Here is a 21,269-nt window from a genome sequence, read left to right on the forward strand (position 1 = left end):
TCGTCGCCGTCACGGACGGCCGGCCTGGTCCAGGAAGTGCGCCAGCAGGTCGTTGAAGCGCCGGGACGCGGTGAGGCTCGGGAAGTGCCCGGCGTCGGCGAACTCCTCGTACCGGGCGGTGTCGATCAGGCCGTGCAGGAGGTGACCGGTGCGGACCGGCACCACCGTGTCGTGCCGGCCGTGCACGATGAGCGTCGGCGTCCGGATCTCGCCGAGCCGCGGCACCAGCCCGGGGTCGGCCGTGAACTCGTCGAGGTAGCGCAGGCCGGTCTGCGGGTCCATGCTCTCGCAGCGCAGCAGCAGATCCTCCAGCCGCTGCCGGGTGCCCTCGATCTCCGCCGGGTCGGCGTGCCGCATCAGCGTGTCGAAGTCCTCGCCCGCGACCACGGAGAGCCGGTTCATCTCCCCCGACCGGTTGCCGACCTTGTACGAGCTGCCGATCAGGGTCAGCGACGCCACGTCGTCCGGGTGGTCGAGGGTGAACGCCATCGCCATCAGGCCGCCGAACGACGCGCCGCCCACGTGCAGGGGCCACGTGACGTCCAGGCGGCGCAGCGTCCGGTGCATGCGGTCGGCCAGCCCGCGCACCGACAGGTCGCCCGACGCCCGGGTGGCGCCGACGCCCGGGTAGTGCACGACCACCACCTGGTACCGGTCCGCGAGGTCACGCATCTGCGGCCCGAAGAAGCCCGCGCCGATGTTGAACGGGTGCATGAGCACCACGGCGGGGCCGGTCCCGGCGGTGAAGACCTCCACGTCCCCGTCGTCGGCGGGGATCAGGTGACGGCGTACGTCCGGCCGGTACTCGCGCAACACCGCCAGGTTGTCGTCGTGGGGCCGGTGTCCCTCCTCGATCGCCTCGCGGATGTCGTCGGGCATCCGGTCCATCGGGTAGTACGCGGTGTCGGCCGCGACCGCCGGGCCGCCGCCGGGTTCGGCCGGCACCGGCATCAGGTCGGTCACCACGCCGGGGTCACGGAACAGGGCGGCCAGCCGGCGCGCGAGGCCCCGGACGGCCGGCACCGGCAGACCCACCGGAACCGCCAGCCGCAGGTAGCGGCCGGCGACCGCGGCCGCGTCCTCTCCGACGCCGGCCAGGTGCGGCGCGCACCGCACGCCGGCGCCGCGGTACAGCCAGGCCAGCGCGGCGGGCACGGGATGCCGCAGGTCGCGCAACGCCGGCACCGCCGACACGTCCAGCAGTACGCAGTGGCCGCCGGGCGGACCGGCGACGGGCGCACCGGCGTCGCGCAGGGCCTCGTGCAGCAGGCGGGTGGCGCGCATCCGCTCGCGTACCTGCTCCACCACCCGGCCGGTGCCGCCGACTGCCCGCGCGACCAGCTCGCGGTTGGCGAGGTTCAGGTCCTGGCCGCGCAGCGACGCCTGCTCGGCCAGGCGGTCCGCCAGCGGCCGCAGCCGCGTCGCCACCAGCCCGCCGACTCCGACGCCGAAGTCCTTGGACACGCTCATGGTGACGCCGTCCGCGCAGCGCAGCAGCTCCAGCGCCACGTCCCAGACGCCCCGGCCCCGGTACGCCGGCTCGTGCTCGACGATGAACGCCGCGTTCTCGACGACGCGGGCGGCGTCCAGGATCAGCGGGACGCCGTGCGCGTCGGCCGCCTCCCGGACCTGCTTCAGGTTCGCCAGCGACACCGGCCAACCGCCACCGGCGTTGGTGCTCAGCTCGACGCAGACGAACGCCACCCGTCCGGCGTTGCCGGCGAGCACCCGCCGCAGGTCGGCCAGGTCGATGTCACCGCGGAACACCGTGTCCCCCGGCGCGCCGGAGGCCGCCGCCGTACGCACCACCGCAGGGGACATGCCGTGGTCGATCTGGTTGTACGTCCAGGACGGGAAGAGGGCGTTGCAGACCACCACCCGGTCGGCGGTCGGCCAGCACCCGAGCAGGCGGGCCTCCGCGGCCCGGCCGGACGGGGTGATCGTCACGTGGTCGAACTGCAACGTCCTGCGCAGCCGCTCGACCGGGTCGGCGCCGTCGGCCGCGCCGGTCGTCAGGGCCGCCGTTCCCCGCTCGACGAAGTCCGCCGCCAGCTCGGCCCACGAGTCGGTGAGCAGGTCGAACTCGACCAGGTGGTGCGGTAGCCGCAGGACGTTCCAGTTGTGCGCCGCCAGTACGCGTTCGCGTCCGGCCGCGTCGGTGGGCAGGGCCTGCGGCACGGCGGCGTCCGCGGCGGCGGTCCGCGGCGCGGAGGACACCGGCGCGGGGGCCGGCGCGGTGGGCGCCTCCGGTGCGGGCGCGGGCCCGGCGGGCTGCCCGTCGGCGGCGGCGGCCGTCGTGGGGTTCGCGATCAGCAGGATGATGTTCGTGACGTCCACCGGCGCGGAGTCCGCCGGCTGGCACAGGTACACCGGCAGGTTGGTCGGACGGAACTTGTTCTTGAACCGGAAGTTGCCCTCGCCGGTGAAGATGCCGAGCGACCGCAGCTCGTCCAGCGCCCCGGCCACCGACGGGTCGGCGTTCGGCGACTCACAGATCTTCGCGCCGATCGTCGCTCCGAAGCTGAACATCGTGTCGCCCTCGGCGGCGAGCGTCTCGATGATCCGGACGATCGCGTAGTCGAGGCCGCCCATCGGCGCGTCCGCCGCGTAGAACTCCAGGTCCAGCAGGTGGCCGTTCTCGGACGGGATCCGGGTGACGATGACCGCGTTGACCGGGCGGCCGTCCAGGTGGGTGAGGAACATCCGGTGCCGCGGCTGGAGCCGGCCGGCGAGCAACTCGGCGCGGACCGTCCGCACGTACGGGTTGACCATGTCCTTCGTGCCCGCCCACTGGTCGACCAGGTCGACGATCTGCCGGTCGACCTCGGGGTCGGAGCCCACCCGGTACTCGCTGGTCCGGCACTGCCCGGCCCGCTCGAACCGGTTGACCAGGTTGCGCAGCCGTTGCAGCCGGTTGCCCTTGAGGGTGAAGCCGGGCAGGTCCTCGAGACGCTGGACGGCGCCGAACGGGGTGGCCGAGAAGGGAACGCCGTCGACCTCGGTAAGCCGGATCATCGACAGCAGGCTCGGCTTGAGGCCGTTGCGCCTCGCCCAGGCCGTCCACTGTGCGGTGAGCGCCGGGAAGCGTTCCTCGGAGCCGACGTAGCTCCAGGCCAGCACGATGTCGTCGCGCCGGGAGAAGTTGAAGTACCCGTCCCGGTCGGCGCCGAGGAAGATCAGCGGCGCGATGTCCCGGCCGGGCAGGCCGCCCTCCTTGCCGTACCGGCGTTCCAGGTCGGCGACGGTCGCCGCGAGGCCGGGTTGCACGGGCAGATCCCGCTTGGCCACCACGACCGGACCGTCGTCCTCCGGTGGCGGACCGGCGACGGCGGTGTCCCGGGCCGGTCCGTCCGGTCCGGCGTGCCGGAGGCGCTCGACCGCCCGTACCCCGTGGGCCTCGGTCAGGAAGGCCGCGAGCCGGCCCACCGTCGGCTGGTCGAACAGCAGCGTCTTGCGCAGCGATCCGAAGCGCTTCTCCAGCGCCGCGACGACCTTCAGCATGTCGAACGAGGTGAAGCCGTCGTCCTGGAACGTCCGGCCGCCGTCGACCGGACGGCCCACCAGGTCGCTGATGAGCGTCGCGAGCAGTCCTTCCACGGTGCGCGGGTCCGCCGGTGCCGGCTCGTGCGCGGCCGGTGCGGCCGGCACGGACGTGGCCGAGGTCGGGGCCGGGGCCCGGGTCGGCGCGGCCTGGCCCGGTGCGGCCGCACTCGGCGTGTCCGGGCTCTCTGCGGCCGGAATCGGCGCAGCCGGGCTCGGCGCGGCCGGTGCGGACGCGGCGCGTCGGGTGGCGATGAACGTGGCGAGCTCCGAGACCGTGTCGACGTCGTAGACCTCGGCAGCCTTGAGGCGCAGGCCGTAGGCGTCGTTGACGACGCGGGCGAGGTCGGTGCGCAGGATCGAGTCCAGGCCGAGACCGGAGATGGACTCGTCCACCCCGATGTCCCCGGGCGGCATGCCGAGGATCCGGCCGAGCTGCTCCCGCAGGAAGTCGGCGACCTGCCTCAGATCCCCGGCCTCCGGCGCGGCGACGGACTCGAGAGCCGACGCCGGGGCGGGCTCGGGCACCGGTGCGGGGGCGTACTCGGGAGCCGGTGCGGTGGGCTGCGCGGGCGCCGGTGCGGTGGGCTGGGTGAGGGTGCGGGCGGTGATGTCGAGGGCGGGTGCCTCCAGCGGCTCCGTCGGTTCGGCGAGCACCAGCGTCCCGGGTGCGCTCAGGCTGATCCTCGGCCGGCCGCCTGCGCCGTTGACCGCCGCCACGGCGGCCCGGGCCGGCCGGCCCGGCGGTTGCGGCACCACGGCGGCGACCGGGGTGAGCCGCGTGGTGGGCGCCTCCGTCACGGACCGGAGCGGCGGCGCGACCGGCGAGGGCTCGACCGGTGCGGGGGCGTCCGGCCGCCGACTGTCGAACCAGTGGCGCAGCTCGGTGAGCGGCATGGCCGGCAGGGGCAGCCGGACCGGCCGTGGCTCCGGCCAGCGCGCCGGCCAGTCCACGGATGCGCCCTCGGTCCACCCGGCCGCCACCTCGTGCGGGTCCGCGGTGGCGGCCACGGCGGAACCCGGCCCACGCGACGACGCCGTCGCCCGGTAGAGGCCGGGTGCGGTGCCGCCGTCGGCCGCCCGGCTCAGCGCCCGGACCAGTCCGTCGAGGTCGTCCGCCACCACTGCCAGCCGCTCGGCGTACTCCTCCCGGCCGGTCTGGAGCGTGAAGGTCAGCGCGGCCAGGTCGGTGCCGGGATGCCGGCGCAGGTGGCGGGCCATCCGGTCGGCGTACGAGGCGAGCGCCTCGGCGGCCGGCGCGGACAGCACGAGCAGGTGTCCGCCGGCGGGTGTCGAGGTCCGCGGCGCCGGGACCTGGCTGTGCTCCTCGATCAGGACGTGCGCGTTCGTCCCGCCGAAGCCGAACGAGCTGACCCCGGCCAGCCGTGGCGCGTCGCCGTCCCAGGGGCGTGCGCGCTCGTTGACGTACAGCGGCGTGCCGTCGAGCCGGATGTACCGGTTGAGCCGCCGCAGGTGCAGGCTGGCCGGTAGCGTCCGGTGCCGCAGCGCGAGCAGCACCTTGAGCACCCCGGCGATGCCGGCCGCCGACTCCAGGTGGCCGATGTTCGTCTTGACCGATCCGAGGGCCACACCGGGTTCGGCCGGCACCGGCTCGCCGCGATCGGCGTACAGACCGGTCAGCGCCTTCTTGATGCCCTCGATCTCCACCGGGTCGCCCAGGCCGGTCCCGGTGCCGTGCGCCTCCAGGTAGGTCAGCGCCGACGGGTGCACCCCGGCGTCCCGGTGCGCCTGCACGATGACGCGCGCCTGGGCGGCGGGATTCGGGGCGGTCAGCGACGTCGCCCGGCCGCCGTGGTTGACCGCGGTGCCCTTGACCACGGCGTACACGTGGTCGCCGTCGGCCAGTGCCCGGTCCAGCGGCTTGAGCACGATCGCCCCGGCGCCCTCGCCACGGACGTACCCGTCGGCGGACTCGTCGAAGACCTTGCACCGTCCGTCCGGGCTGAGCATGCCGGACTGGGTGAAGGCCGAGAAGAGACCCGGGCTGAGCATCACGTTGACGCCGCCCGCGATGGCCATGTCGCACTCGCCGTCGCGCAGGGCGCGCACCGCGCGGTGGATGGCGACGAGCGAGCTGGAGCAGGCCGTGTCGATCGCCTCGCTCGGGCCGTGCAGGTCCAGCAGGTACGAGACGCGGTTGGCCAGGATGGCGTGGGCGATGCCGGTCGCGGTGTGCGCCTCGATGGTGACGCCGTTCTCCCGCAACAGCTCGTCGTAGTCGGTGGTGGACACCCCGGCGAAGAGCCCGGTCGCGGTGCCGGCGAGCTGCGACGGGCGGTAGCCCGCGTCCTGCACGGCACGCCACACGGTCTGGAGGAAGATCCGCTGCTGCGGGTCCATCAGGGCGGCCTCGCGCGGAGAGATGCCGAACTGCCGCGCGTCGAACAGGTCGACGCGGTCGAGGAAGCCGCCGCGCACCGTACGGGTGAGGGGGTCGGCGCGCAGCGCCTCCCGGTCCGCGGGCACCTCGCGGACGAGGTCGTGCCCGGCCACCAGGTGCTCCCAGAACTCGTCCAGGTCCGCGGAGCCCGGCAGCGTGCCCGCCATCCCGATGACCGCCACCGCCCGGCCGTCGTCCGTCTGCGGCGGCGCCACGGGGACGGCCGCCGCAGCGGAGTCCGCGGCCGCGACCGCTCCGGGCGCCGGCGCCGGGTGCGGCACCGGGTCGTCCGCCGCCGTCGCCGCCGCGATCCGGTCGCCGTGCTCCTCGCAGAGGAACTCGGCGAGTCCGGTCAGGCGCGGGTTCTCGAACAGGACGGTCGGCAGGAGGTCGAGGTCGTACCGCTCGTTGACCGCGTTGACGAGCCGGGTCAGCGAGATGGAGTCGAATCCCAGTTCCATGAGTTCCGCGTCGAGGTCGACCTCGGCCGGCTCGACGAGCAGGAATCCGGAGGCCATCTCCCGCAGAGCCGCCTCGACCGCGGCCCGGTCGACCTCCCCCGCGGGCGCGCCGGTCCCGGCCGCCGGGGAGCGCCGCGACGCGGGCGGCGCTGAGCGGTCGCCCTGGACGACGGCGACCGAGGTGTCCTCCCCGGCCAGGATCACGTCGAAGGCCCCCAGGCCGGCCGCGGTGCTCATCGGGACCATGCCCCAGCGCTGGGCGAGCAGCGTGCGGGTGGCGTCGTCCACAGTCATCCCGCCCTCCTGCCAGAGCGGCCATCCGATGCTGCGGGTGCGGCCCCGGCGGCGACCCGCCGCCCGCCACTGCTCCCGCACCTCGGCGAACTCGTCGAGGAACGCGTTGGCGTAGGCGTAGTCCGCCTGCCCCGGGTTCCCGCTCTCGGCCACGACCGACGAGAACAGCACGAAGAAGTCGAGCGGCTCGTCCCGCGTGGCGGCGTCGAGCGCGACGACGCCTGCCGTCTTCGGGGCGACGACCTCCTCGAACTGTTCGCGGGTCTTGTGCACCGCCCGTGCGTCGCTGTGCAGGCCGGCCGCGTGGACGACGCCGTGCACCGCGCCGAGGTCGGAGCGTACGGAGGCCACCAGCCGCTCCGCCGCCCCCGGTTCGGCCAGGTCGGCCCGGTAGTAGCGGACGTCCGCGCCGCCGCGACGCAACCGGTCCAGCCGCGCGGCCCGGTCGTCGTCCAGAGGGCCGCGGCCGGCCAGGGCCAGCCGGACCGGCCCCGCCTCGGCCAGCCGGGCGGCGAAGACCAGGCCCAGCGCGCCCGCGCCGCCGGTGATCAGGTAGGTGCCGCCGGGCCGGCCGGGCGGCACGTCACCGGTCTGCGGCACGAACGTCTCGGTGTGCCGGCGCCACCGGCGTCCGGAGTGGTACGTCACCCGGGCCACGCTCGGATCCGTGGCCGCCAGCTCGTCGGACAACAGGGTGGCGACCGTCTCCGCGGGCTCCGACGCCGCCGCGAATCCGACGCAGGTTCCGCTGAACCGGCTGTGTTCCAGGGCCAGGGTCCGCAGGATGCCGGACGCCGCCGCGTACTGCGGCGCGAAGCCCGCCCGCTGGTCGGTCACGCCGGGGTCGGCGTAGGCGTAGACCGCCCGCAGCGCGGCGCCGGGCGACTGTTCCATCAGGGCCGCGACCAGCCAGAGCAGCGACATGGGCCCCTCCTCGACCGAGCGGTGCAGCACCGCGGGGTCGAACGGGCGGCGCGACCAGTCGTGCAGCACGGCATCGGGCGACAAGCCCCGCGCCGCGAGATCCTGGGCGAGGCGGCGGTGGTCGTCCCGGTCACCGGGCGCCACCTGGTAGCCGTCGTCGCCGACCCGGGCGAAGCGGTCCCCCGGCCGCACCCGGACCAGCCGGACACCCACCGGCGCGAGCTGGTTCTCCAGCGCGAACCCGAGCATGTCGTCGGCGGTGGCGACGAGCAGCACGGACGGCTCCGGGCGGGCCGGCGCCACCGGCTCGGGCCGCCAGGACGGGCGCGCGTACCGCAGGGTGGGCCCGGCCGGACGCTCCTGGACGGTGACGCCCTCGACGGTGAGCACGGCCCGGCCGGCGTCGTCGGCGATCCGGATGTCGAAGCGGCGCCGTCGCCCGTCCTCCTCGGTGGTCGTCTCGCGGACGTACGCCCAGCACCGGGCCGGCAGCGGCCGGTGCAGCGCCAGCCGCCGCAGCCCCACCGGCAGGTACGAGTGGTCGTCCGACGCCCCGCACACGGCGGCGACGGATTGCAGCGCGCCGTCCAGCAGAGCCGGGTGCAGCAGCGGGGCGGCGGCGGCGCCGTCGGCCTCCGGGGCGAGCCGGAGCCGGGCCAGCGCCTCACCGGCGCCGGTCGACACCGCGGCGATCGACCGCATCGCCGGCCCGTAGTCGAGACCACCACGTGCCATGTCGGCGTAGAACGTGTCCACGTCGAGATGGTCGAGGCACCGCTCGCGCGCCGCGGTCAGATCCACCGGCTCACCCGCGCCCGCCCCGGACGGACGCAGCGTCCCCGTGGCGTACACGACCGGTGTCTCGCTCGTGCCGGTGACCCGGAACGTGATCGTGTCGGCCCGCCGTTCGAGTCCGACGTGCAGCGCCGTCGTGTCGGGGCCGACCACGACCGGGGCCGTGAAGTGGACGTCGTCGATCAGTAGTCCCGGTCCGGCGATCGCGTCGCCGCAGGCGTGCCGGGCGATCTCCAGCACGGCGGTCCCGGCCATCCACGGCCGGCCACCGACGCGGTGCTGGGCGCAGTAGTAGACGGCCGGGTCGATCCGGTGCTCGACGCGGCGGACCAGCCAGTCGGCGTCCGGTGCGGGCGCCGGGCGCGCCGGATCACCGGCCGCGCCGGGCTGCCCGTCGCCGGACGGGTCGCTCAACCAGTACCGCCGGTGCTCGAACGGGTACGTGGGGAAGGCGACCCGGCGGGGACGGGGTCGCGGCCACAGCAGCCGCCAGTCGATCTCCGCGCCGTCCACCCAGGCGCGGGCGATGTCGGTGAGCGCCCGCCGCTGGACCAGGTCCTCCAGGGCGGCCGGAGGCCCCGATCGCGTCGCACTCCGGGTGAAGACCGTGGACGCCGGCCGGTCCTGCGCGAACGACCGCAGGGCGGCCGCCAGGTCCGCGGTGGTGGCGGCCACCACGGCCACCCGCTCGGTCATCTCCCGGCGCCCGACCTGGCTGCTGTACGCGAGTTCGGCCAGGGAATGGGCCGCCCCCGCCGCCGTGTCCAGGAAGGCGGCGACGCGGGCCGCGTGAACCGCCAGCCGCTCACCGGTACGCGCGGACAGCACGAAGATCTGCTCGCCCGCCGCCGGAGCCGGACCACCGGCCGCGGGTGTGCCCGCCTCCTCCAGGACGACGTGCACGTTGGCGCCACCCGCACCGAACGAGCTGACGCCGGCCCGGCGCGGGACGACACCGTCCGCGGTGACCGGCCGCTCCCATTCGGTCAGCGTCCGCGGCAGGTGGAACCGCGAACCGGCGAAGGCGATCTTCGGGTTCGGCGTCTCCAGGTTGGCGCACGGGACGATGCGCCCGTGGCGCAGTTGCAGCAGCGCCTTGGTCAGTCCGGCGATTCCGGCCGCCCCCTCCAGGTGACCGATGTTCGCCTTCACGGAGCTGATCGCACACGGCTGCCGGGACTCCTCGGTCCCGCCGAAGACGCGGTTGAGGGCGGCGATCTCGATCGGGTCGCCGAGTTCCGTACCGGTGCCGTGGGCCTCGACGAAGCTGACGGTCGCCGGTTCCACCCCGGCCCGCCGCAGCGCCTCGGCGGTCAGGTCGGCCTGGGCGCTGGGGTTGGGCACCGTGTAGCCGCTCGTCTTGCCCCCGGCGTTCACGGCGCTGCCCTTGATCACCGCCCAGATGTCGTCACCGTCGGCCAGGGCCCGTTCGAGCGGCTTGAGCAGGACCGCGCCGACGCCCTCGCCGGGCACGTAGCCGTCGGCCCGGGCGTCGAAGGGACGGCAGCCGTCGGCGCCGGCGAGCATGTTCATCGACGACAGCGCGACCAGGTGCGACGGGTGCAGGATCAGGTTGACGCCGCCGGCGACGGCCATGTCGCACTCGCCCTCGCGCAGGCTCCGGCAGGCCAGGTGCACGGCGGTGAGCGAGGACGAACACGCCGAGTCGACCGCGAAGCTTGGCCCGGAGAAGTCGAACGTGTACGACACCCGGTTGGCCACCGACCAGTACGCCGAGTGGGCGCCGGCGAGTTCGCCGCGAGGCCAGCCCTGGGCGGCCGCGAGCTTGCCGTAGGAGCCGTACATCAGACCCACGAAGACGCCGGTACGCGGCACGCGTGTGTGCCGGCCGAGGTGGCCGGTCTCCTCCAGCAGGTTCCAGCACGTCTCCAGGAACAGGCGCTCCTGCGGGTCGATGGCGGCGGCGTCGCCGGGCAGGATGCCGAACAGCGAGGGGTCGAACCGGTCGATGCCGTCCAGGAAGCCGGCCCACCTGCCGTACGTGCGGTTCGGCTGCCCGCGCCGGGCGTCGAAGTGGGTACGCCAGTCCCAGCGCTCGGCGGGCACCTCGGTCACGCCGCTGGCCCCGGCCGACAGGTTCCGCCAGAACTGCGCGACGTCCGCCGCGCCGGGATACCTGCCGCTGACGCCGATGACGGCGATGTCGGCCGAGGCGACCGGATCCGCCGGCGCCGGCCCGGCTGACGGCACCGGCCCGGCTGCCGGGGTCTCCTCCCGTGGCGCCACCGTCACCGGGGCCGGCGGCCGCAGCAGCGTGTCGAGTCGCCCGCCGTGCTCGGCCGCCAGGTGGTCACCGAGCCGCCCGACGGTCATGTGCTCGAACAGCAGCGTCTGGGGCAGCGGGCCGAGATCCTGTTCGAGCCGGTGCACGATCGACGTGCCGATCATCGAGTCCACGCCGTACGTCTCGAACGTCTCGTCGTCGAGCAGGCTCTCCGGCGCGCACCGCAGCACCTCCGCGAACACCCGTCGCACGTAGTCCCGCACCGCTGCCGCGGACCGGGCCGGCGCCGCGGCCACGGCGGGCCCGGCGGCGACGGCAGGCTCGGTCGGCTCGGCAGGCTCGGCCGGGCCGGTGGTGGCCAGGCGGATGCCGAAGCCGGGCAGACGGCCCCGCTCGGCCCGGAGCACGAGCGTCTGGGGCGCGCCCGCGCCGAGGATCCGCCGCAGCGCCGCCATGCCGGCCGGCGGCTCGATCGACGCCACGCCCAGAGCCGCGAAACGCTCGGCGTACCGGGCGCCGCGCACCGCGCCGACGCTGCCCCAGTAGCCCCAGTTGACGGTCCGGGCGGGAACGCCGCGACGGCGCAGCTCGAACGCGTACGCGTCCTGGAACGTACTCGCGGCGGCATAGTTGGCCTGGCCGCCGGCGTCCACGAACGAGGCCGCCGACGAGAAGAAGGCCAGGAAGTCCAGGGTCTCGTCCCGCAGCGCCTCGGCGAGCACCACGCTGCCCCGGACCTTGGGATCGAGGACCTCGGTGATGGACCGTTCGTCCAGATTGGGCACGGTGCCGTCGTGCCACACCCCAGCGGCGTGCACCGCCCCGTGGAGCCGGCCGAAGCGGGCTCGTGCGGCCGCGACGGCGGCACGCACCGCGGCGGCGTCGGTGAGGTCGGCGCGCTGGTACAGCACCGAACCGCCGAGCGACTCGATCTCGCGGATCCGGTCGTCGATCTCGGGCCCCGGCTCGCGGCGGCCGAGCCACACGAGTGCGGCCCGGTGCGTGGCGGCGAGGTGCCGGCTCAGCGCGAGGCCGAGCCCACCGGCGCCACCGGCGACGAGGTACGCGCCACCGTCGCGCCACGGCGCGGCGGCGTCGGGCGCCGGTGGCAGCGGGACGAAGGAGCGGGTGAGCCGCCGCCCCGGCCGCAACGCGACGAGCGGCTCGACGAGCGGCTCCCGCCGGATCCGGTCCGCCCAGCCGATTGCGGCGTCCGGGCCGATGTCGACGCAGCCGACCGTCCACCCCGGTGCCTCCGCGGCCAGCGAGCGCGCGGCGCCGAGCAGGCCGGCGACGCTCGGGCGCACCGCCTCCCCGTCGTGCGTCGCGACCGCGCCCCGCGTGACCACCGCGAGGCGCAGGGCGCGGCTGCGGTGGCCGGCGAGCAGCGCCCGCGCCAGCCGCAGGAAGGCAAGCGTCACGGTGGTGTCGGCCGGGTCGGTGGTGTCGTCGCCGGCGACGACGTAGACGGTGTCCACCGGGGTGTGCAGTGCCGCCGCCGGATCCCCGTCCAGGGGCAGCCGCAGCGCCACGCCCGCCTGCGCGGCGCACAGCTCGTCGGCCAGGCCCCGCTCACCGGGTGTGTGCAGGACCGCCACCGTGCCGGGGTCGCCGGTCGCGACCGGCTCGGCGGCGTCCTGCCAGACCGGGGTGCAGACGAACATCTCGGGCTGCGCCGAGGTGACCCGCTGTGGCCGCAGCGCGAAGCCCTCGCACCGGGCCACCACCGTTCCGTCCGCGCCGGCCAGCACCGCGTCGTACCGGCCGTCACCGGTGCGCCGCACGTGCGACCACAGCGGGGTGCGCAGCGGCCCGGTGACCTCGAGGACGTCGATGCCGAACGGCACCAGCGGTCCGTCGGTGCGTTCGGCCTCGAGCGCCGTCACGGTCTGGAGGGCGCCGTCGAGCAGAGCCGGATGCAGCTGGTGTGTACCGACGTCCGCCGGGTCCGGCCCTGGAAGGTGCCCGAGTGCCTCGCCGTCGCCCACGAACACCTCGGCGAGCGCCTGGTACGCCGGCCCGTAGGCGATGCCGGCGGCGGCGAAGCGGTGGTAGATCTCCGCGCCGTCGAGCCGCCCGGCGCATCGGCCGCGCACCGCCGCCGTGTCGAGGTGACCCCCCGGTGAGGTCGGCGGCGCCGCCTCGACGGTCGCCTGGGCGTGCACCGGCGCGTCCCCGGCCGTGCCGCCGGTCAGCGTGACGTCGAACCGGCGGGGACCGGCGGGGGTGAGCCGCAGCGCGACCTGCCGTACGCCGGTCACCTCCAGCGGGCGCGACCAGCGCACCGAGGTCAGGCGCCAGGGCGCCGGCAGACCGCGCCGGGCGAGTTCGCCGGCCGCCAGGTCGAGGACCGTGACACCGGCCAGCAGGGTCGCGCCGGCGACGCGATGGTCGCGGATGAGCGCGTCGTCCGGGCGCAGCTCGATCGGCGTCACCGCGGCGACGGATCCGGAGGGCTGCCGGGCCGCCGGCGTGCTCACCCAGTACCGGTCCTTCGCGAACGGGTACGTGGGCAGGGAGATCCGGCGCACGGCACGGTCACCGTGCTGCGCCGCCCAGTCGACGTCACCGCCCGCGAGGTAGCCGGCGGCCAGATCGCGGAGGGCCGGGTCGGCGGCCGGGGCCGGGGTACGCCCGTCGGCGAGTGCGCGCAGCCCGGTGAGGAGTTCGGTGCGGTCGCGCGCGGTGACCACGGCCCGCACCGGGAAGTGCGCCCGGGCGACCCCGAGAGTGAAGGCGAGGTCGCCGAGGTCGGGGCCGGTCGCCTCGACCGCGCCGGCGAGTTGCCGCGCCTGCCGGGCCAGCGCCTCCGGCGTCATGGCGGACAGCGGGACCAGCACCGGGCGGTCCAGCGCCGGCCGTACGGGATCGGCGCTCTCCGGCGGGGACTCGACCACGACGTGGCAGTTCGTGCCGCTGAAGCCGAAGCTGCTGACCACGCCGATCCGGCGGCCCCGGTCGCCGGCCGGCCACTCGACCGGTTCCGGCACCGCGAAGAACGGGCTGTCGGCCAGGTCGATCTTCGGGTTGGGCGTGTCGAAGTGCACGGTCGGGGGCAGGGTGCGGTGCCGCAGCGCCAGGACGACCTTGAGCAGGCCGGCGACGCCGGCCGCCAGCGAGGTGTGCCCGATGTTGGCCTTGACCGAGCCGAGCCCGCAGTACCCGCGCCGGCCGGTGTCGCGGCGGAACACCTCGTTGAGTGCCTTGGCCTCGATCGGGTCACCCAGCGCGGTGCCGGTGCCGTGCGCCTCGACGTAGCCGATCTGGTCCGGGCGTACGCCGGCCCGCCGGTGCACCGACTCGAGCAGCGCGGCCTGCGAGGCGGCGCTGGGGGCGGTGATGCCGTTGCTGCGGCCGTCGCCGTTCGTTCCGCTGCCACGGATCACGGCGTGGACGGTGTCGCCGTCGGCGAGCGCCCGGTCCAGGCGTTTGAGGACCACCACGCCCGCGCCCTCACCGAGGACGATCCCGTCGGCGGACGCGTCGAACGGCGCGCACCGGCCGGTTGGAGACAGCATTCCCGCCCGGCTCGTCCAGACGTGCATCCGTTCGGTGACCATGATGGCCACGCCGCCGGCCACGGCCATGTCGCAGTCGCCGCGCCGGAGGGCCTCCGCCGCCAGGTGGACGGCGACGAGCGACGATGAGCAGGCCGTGTCGACGGCGACCGCGGGACCGGTCAGGTTGAGCAGGTACGAGATCCGCGCCGCGAGGATCGACATGCTGTTGCCGAGGAAGGCCTGGGCCGAGTCGTCCTGCCCTGCCTCGGCGAGCAGCCGCAGGTAGTCACCGCCGCTGGCGCCGACGAAGACCCCGCATCGGTTCTCCCGGTCCGGCCCCAGCGCGTACCCGGCGTCCTCGAGGCCGGACCACGCCACCTCCAGGAAGACCCGCTGCTGCGGGTCCATGGCCTGCGCCTCCAGGGCGGACAGCCGGAAGAACGACGCGTCGAACGCGTCCACGTCGGACAGTGAGGCGGCCCAGCGGCTGTACGTGCGCCCGCTCGCGTGCCGGTCCCGGTCGAAGTACCGTCCGACGTCCCAGCGCTCGCCGGGAATCTCGGTGACACTGCACCGGCCGGCGACGATGTTGGCCCAGAAGGTGTCCAGGTCGGGGGCCTCCGGGAACCGCCCGGCCATGCCGATCACCGCGATGTCGGCCGCACCGGGCGGGTCGTCGGGGCGTACGCCGGTGGCGGGTGCGGGAGCCGGTGCGGGCGGCGACGCCGGGGCGCTGCCGCCACCGGTCCGGGCCGCGACCAGGGTGATCCGGCCGTTGCCGGAGGCCGCGGCGGCGCGTACGGGCGACGCGGCCGGCATCACGGCTGCCGGGGCGGGCAGGCGCGACGCCGGCGCGGGCGACGCCGCGACGGACGGGGACGACGCCGACGCAGCTGCGGGCGACGCCGGCGCGGGCGCGGAGGACGCCGGAGCGGGCGCGGGCGCGGACCACGCCGGAGCGGCGGCGGGCGGCGGCGGTACGGGCGACGCGGTGGCGGGGGCGGTGACGGCGGCGTCGCCACCGGACGGGGTGTCGCCGAACGCACGGCGGAGGAACGGCCGGGCGGCGAACGATCCGTCAGGTGCCGCCGCGGTGCCGGCGGCGCGCAGGCTGGCCGCGCGCGCACCGGCCTCGACCAGGTGTGCCGCCAGGGCGGGGACGGTCGGGTGGTCGTAGACGACGACGGTGTCGAGGTCGAGCCCGAACCGCCGGTTCAGGTCACGGATGATGTCCACCGCGCCGACCGAGTCGACGCCCATCTCGTTGAACGTCAGCGTGCGGTCGAGTTCCGCCCGGTCGAGGTAGAGCTGCGCGCACAGCACCTCCTCGACCGCGCTGACGGCGGCGTCCCGGCTCACCGGGTTCGCCGCCGCGGCGACGGCCGAGGGCACCGGCGCGGACACCGACGCGGGCGAGGGCACCGCTACGGGTGACGGCACGGACGCCGGGGACGCGGCGGCCGGCGCCGGGGACGCGGCGGCCGGCGCCGGGGCCACGTCGGCCGGCGCCGCGGGCGCGGCGGCCGGCGCCCGTGGGGTCGACGGCCGGGAGAACCCGTCCACCCGCCGGAAGTGCTCGCGGATGCGGCCGAGCGACTCCTCGCCCACGACACGGTCGTGCATGGCGACCTCCCGGTCGATGGCGTCGGCCATCTGCTCGCGGATCCGGGTGCCGAGGTCACGCTTGAGCTCCGTCAGGACCGGCAGCGGCTGCTCGGCGATGCCACGGGCGATGTCCAGCGCCGCCGGCAGCACCTCGGCCTCCGGCAGGAACGTCGGCTCGGCCCTGCGCGCGGCCAGCGCGTCGCCGCTGAACGACCGGCCGGTGTAGAGCATCTCCGCCGCCGTCGAGCGTCCGAACCGCCGTTCCAGCGCATAGGTGGCCCCCATGCCGGGGGTGAACCCGTACCGGGTGAAGTTGGCGCTGTAGACCGCGTCCCGCGACATCACGACCACGTCCGCGTGCAGGCCGAAGATGAGCCCGCCGCCCGAGGCGTGCCCCTGCATCGCGGCGACCACCGGGCGGTCGCAGCGGAGCAGGCCCTCGTAGAGGAACGGGATGTCGGTGAACCGGCCGGCCCCGCCGGCGAGGGTGAGGAGTGCCTCCGGGGTTCCGCCCATGCTGAACACCCCGCCGGAGCCGGTCAGCACCACCACCTTGACGTCCGGCCGGCGTTGCACCTCGGCGAACGCCCACCGCAGGCCGTGCAACAGCCCGTCGGAGAACATGTTCGTGTTCGCCGTGTCCCGCATGGTCAGCAGCGCGATGCCCGGATCGAGCACCCGCATCTCCAGCTCCGTCCCGGCGTACGGCGCGACCTCCACGACCGGCTCGACCGGCTCGACCGGAACGGCCGGCGCGGGCGAAGCCGCCGACGCGGCCGGTGCCGTCCTGGACTCCCAGCCGCCCAGCCAGTACCGCTCCTCCTGGAACGGGTACGGGGGCAGCGGTATCCGGCGCGGCCGGCGTGCGCCGGTGACGGCCCGGTGACAGCGGTCCCACGGCACCTCGCCGCCGGCCACCCAGTGCTCCGCCAGTTCACGCAGGCGCCCGTCGCGGAACAGTTCGGCGCACCGGTCCGGGCCGGGCGCGGCGTCCACCGCCGGTGCCCGGTCCCAGACGTGGTCCGGTCCGGCCGGCTCGCCGTCGAGGTAACGCCGGAGCCCGTCGCGGAGCCCGGCGTGGTCGTCCGCGACGATCGCCAGCCGGCGGGCCATGGCGGTCCGGCCCACCTGGGAGGTCCACGCGATGTCGTCGAGGGCCGGCGTCGCCGGCTCCTCCGCCCCGCATCGGGCGGCGACGGCGTCGAGGGTGCTCTCCGACGACCAGCCGGCCGTGGCGCCACGGTGCGGGAACCGCTCCTCCGCCCGCTGGGCGAGGTCGCGCAGGCGGGCCGGGTCGAAGCCCAGATCGCCCAGCTTCTCCCCCGGGTCCACGTCGTCGACCGGGATGTCCAGCATCCGCGCGGCCTGTTCCCGCAGCCAGGTCAGCGCGGCGGCGCCCGCGGGGCCGGACGGCGCGGAAAGGGCGTCGAGGTGGGACCGGGCGTAGTCGCGCAGCGCCTGGTCGGTGCGGGCGGAGAGGACGAACAGGACAGGTCCCGCGGGCGCGGCCGGACGGTCTGCCGGTGCGGGTGCCTCGACGATCAGGTGGGCGTTGGCGCCCCCGGCGCCGAAGGCGCTCACGCCCGCCCGCCGCGGCAGCCCGCCCGGCGGCTGCGGCCACGGCCGGGCCGAACGCTGGACGGCGACCGGTGCGGAGTCGAAGTCGATGTGCGGGTTCAGGTCGTCGGCGTGCAGGGACGGCACCAGGGTGCGGTGCCGCATCTGCAACAGCACCTTGGTCAGCCCGGCGATGCCGGCGGCGCTCTCGAGGTGCCCGATGGCGGATTTGACCGAGCCGATCGCGCACTTCCCGGCGGCGGCGGTCCGGCCGGCGAACGCCTCGGTCAGCGCCTGGATCTCGATCGGGTCGCCGAGCGACGTGCCGGTGCCGTGGGCCTCGACGTAGCCGATGCTGTCCACCTCGACGCCGGCCCGGCGGATCGCGTCGGTGATGAGCGCGGCCTGGGAGGTCGGGCTGGGCACGGTGAACCCGGCGGTCCGTCCGGTGTGGTTGACCGACGACCCCTTGAGGACGCCGTACACGTGGTCGCCGTCGGCCAGCGCCCGCGCCAGCGGCTTCAGCACCACCGCGCCGACGCCCTCACCCGGCACGTATCCGTCGCCGTCGCGGCCGAAGCTGCGGCAGCGGCCGTCGGTGGACAGGAACTGCCCCTGCGCGAGCTGGAGGTACTTCTGCGGATGCGCCGTCACGTTCACCCCGCCGGCCAGCGCCAGGTCGCACTCCCCGCGCCGGATGCTCTCGGCGGCGAGGTGCACGGCGGTCAGTGAGGACGAACAGGCGGTGTCGACGGCCATGCTGGGACCGGTCAGGTCGAGGCAGTACGACACCCGGTTGGCCACCGCGGCGTGCATCGCGGTGGGCGCGACGCCGTCGCGGCCGGGCTCCACCATCTGGTAGTGGTTCCACATCACGCCGGCGAAGACGCCCACCGGGTGCGAGGACAGTGCGGCAGGCGGATATCCGGCGTCCTCGAAGGCGTGCCAGCTCACCATGAGGAACAGCCGCTCCTGCGGGTCCATCCGCTCGGCCTCGCGCCGGGAGATGCCGAAGAAGGCCGGGTCGAAGTGGCCGACCCGGTCGAGGAAGCCGCCCCAGCGTCCGTAGGTTCGGCCCGCGCCGGCGCGCGGGTCCGGGTCGTAGAACCGGTCGTGGTCCCACCGGTCCGCCGGTATGCCGGTCACGCAGTCCCGGCCGGAGAGCAGGTTCGCCCAGAAGGTGTCGAGGTCGGGGGCCAGCGGGTACCGCCCGGCGAGTCCGATCACCGCGATGTCGTCCGGCGCCGGGGTGACGACCGGGTCGCTCGTGGGCGCCGGCGTGGCCGGAGCCGGGCTAACGACACCGGCGCCGCCGTCGGCCTCCCGGGGCGCGGGCAGGAGATCGGCGAGCCGGTCCGGGTCGCCGTACGCCACCACCAGCCGCACGTCGGTGCCCGCCAGGCCCCGCTCCAGCACGTCGAGTCCGGTCGCGGTGGGCATCGGCTCGGTGCCCAGGTCGCGCCGCGCCCGCCGGCCGGCCTCCGGCGTCACGGTCATGCCTCCGCCGGCCCACAGCGGCCAGGCGACGGCAATCGTACGGCCCCGGCGGTCGGCGCGTGCCGCCCGGCGCTCGGCGAACGCGTCGAGGAAGCCGTTGGCGTACGCGTAGTCGGACTGGCCGGGGTTGCCGACGGATGCGGCCAGCGACGAGAAGATCGCGAAGAAGTTGAGGTCGTCGCCGGCGGTCGCCGCGTCGAGGGCCTCCACGCCTGAGATCTTCGGGGCGAGCACGTCGGCCACGTCGTCCGGCCGCTTGCGGAAGTACAGTCCGTCGCGCACGGCGCCGGCGGCGTGGATCACGCCGTCGATGCGCCCGAAGGCGGTACGCACCTCGTCGAGCGCCGCGTCCAGCTCGTCGCGGCGGCTGACGTCGGCGCGCAGATAGCGCACCCGCGCGCCCTGCTCCTCCCAGTCGCGCAGCTGCGCCCGGCGGCCGGCACTCAGCGGGCTTCGCCCGATCAGCGCGATCCGGGCGCGGCGGGTCCGGACGAGGTGCTCGGCGACCAGGCCGGCGAGGGCTCCGCCGCCACCGGTGACGACGTACACGCCGTCGTCGCGCAGCGGCGCCGCCCCCTGGGCCGGGGTCGCGGGCCGGTATCGACGGACGTGCCGCCGCCCGTCCACGTACCGGACCGCGGCTTCGCCGTCGGTTGTCGCCAGCTCGGTGAGCAGCGCGGCGGCCATCGCGTCGGGCGGGGCGGCGGCGAGGCGGACCGCGGTGCAGCGCAGCACCGGCGTCTCGGCGCTGATCGTGCGGCACAGCGCGGCCGACGCGTCGGCGCCGGCCGGGACGCCGTGCTCCGGGTCGAGATGCACGGCGAGCAGCCGGCGCGGTGTGGTGGGCTGCCGGTCGACCACCGCCGTGGCGAGCGTCCGCAGCACGTCGAAGTCGCGCAACGCGGAGGCGGCCGCCTCCGCCGGAGCCGGCGTGCCCGTCACGACGACGATGGACGCGCCGCCGGTGTCCCGCTCGTCGACGGCGTCGAGCAGCCGTCGCACGTCGTCGGCGCTCGCCGGGTCGAGCCGGAACCGGTCGCCGCCCGACCCGGTGAACGCGGCGCCGCCGGTCACGGCGACGATCCGCCGTCCGCCGGTCCGCTGCCGCAACGCGTGGAGCAGGCCGTCGTCCGCGCCGACGACCACGAGCGGTCCCGCGTCCGCCGCACCGGCGCCGGCCGGCGGCGAGGCGGACCAGACCGGGCGGAACACCCGTACGGCGGCCGGCGTCGCCGCGTCGCTCCGGTCGTCCAGGCCGGGCGGCCCGCCCGGCGGCCGGAACGTGAACCGTCCGGCGAGGTGCCGGGCGAGGCTGTCGATGTCGGTGAACTCGAACAGCAGCGTGGGATAGAGCGCGGTCCCGGTGACCGCCTCCAGATCCTCGCTGATCCGCAGCATGGTGACCGAGTCCAGCCCGAGGTCGTAGAAGCCGGTGCCGGTGGCGATCGCCTCCGGGTCCTGGACGAGGGCGTCCGCCACCCGGTTGCGCAGGTACGCGCGGAACTGCTCGTACGGGGTGCCGCCGGGCGTCTCCACGGCGGGCGTGGCGGAGCCGGCCGGCCGTACCGGGCCGGCCGGGGCCTGCGCGTCGCCGACGAGCCGGGTGATCAGACCGGCGTGACGGATGCGCTTGCAGGACAGTCCGGTGAACTCGGCGACGAACCGCCCGTGTTCGTCGTGCAGCGTGTAGTCGCTGCGGATGATGTCCCGCGACGCCGCGAACGTCTCCTTGTGCGGCACGTGGACGTACATCCGGCCGCGCAGCGGCGCCGACGACCGGAACCGCTCGATGTGCAGGGGGATGTACGGCTCCTCGGACGCCGCCTCGTTCAGCCCGTACGCGGCGATGGTGGCCGCGTCCAGCATGGCCGGGTGGAGGTGGAACCGGTCGGCGCCGGAGTGTGCGGGCTCCTCCAGTTCGAGTTCCGCGAGCATGTAGCCGGGTCCGATGTGCAGCGGACCGGTGCAGCGCATCGGCGCGCCGTGGCGGATGTCCTCGGCACGGGCCGCCGCGTACAGCTCGGCCATGTCCCGCCGGCGTACCGCCCCGGCCTTGAGCGCCGCGATGTCGATGTCGGCGCCGCGCTCCTCCCCCGGTCCGGAGGACAGCTCGGCCCGCAGGTTGGCACGCCACGGTCCGGCCGCCTCGCCGTCGACGACGTCCCGGCTGTGGACCCGGACGGCGCGGGTGCCGTGGTCGTCGGCGGCGCCGACGTGGACCTCGATCTCCCGGTCGACGCCGTCGCGGGTGGCGATCGGCTCGTCGAACAGGATGGCGCCGACGCTCACCCTGCCCAGGTCGGCGCCCTGGGCGAGCAGGATGCGGCTGAGGACGTCCAGCAACGCCACACCGGGCAGGAGGGACACCCCGTGAACCCGGTGGTTCTGCATGATGAAGTCGGTGTGCCGCAGCACCAGGCGGCAGTCGATTTCGTGCGTAGGCATCGGAC

Annotated in this window: 1 protein-coding gene; it reads right to left on the reverse strand. The window is 75.5% G+C overall.

Features of this window, described 5'->3' with window-relative positions; all coding sequences use genetic code 11:
- Positions 1-9: 9 nt before the first annotated feature.
- Positions 10-21,264 (reverse strand): SDR family NAD(P)-dependent oxidoreductase, encoded by a 21,255-nt coding sequence (locus F8279_RS00295; RefSeq protein ID WP_151498720.1) that lies wholly within the window; start codon positions 21,262-21,264, stop codon positions 10-12.
- Positions 21,265-21,269 lie beyond the last annotated feature (5 nt).

Source organism: Micromonospora sp. AMSO1212t (genome assembly GCF_008868145.1).
In the GTDB taxonomy this organism is placed as follows: Bacteria; Actinomycetota; Actinomycetes; order Mycobacteriales; family Micromonosporaceae; genus Micromonospora; species Micromonospora tulbaghiae.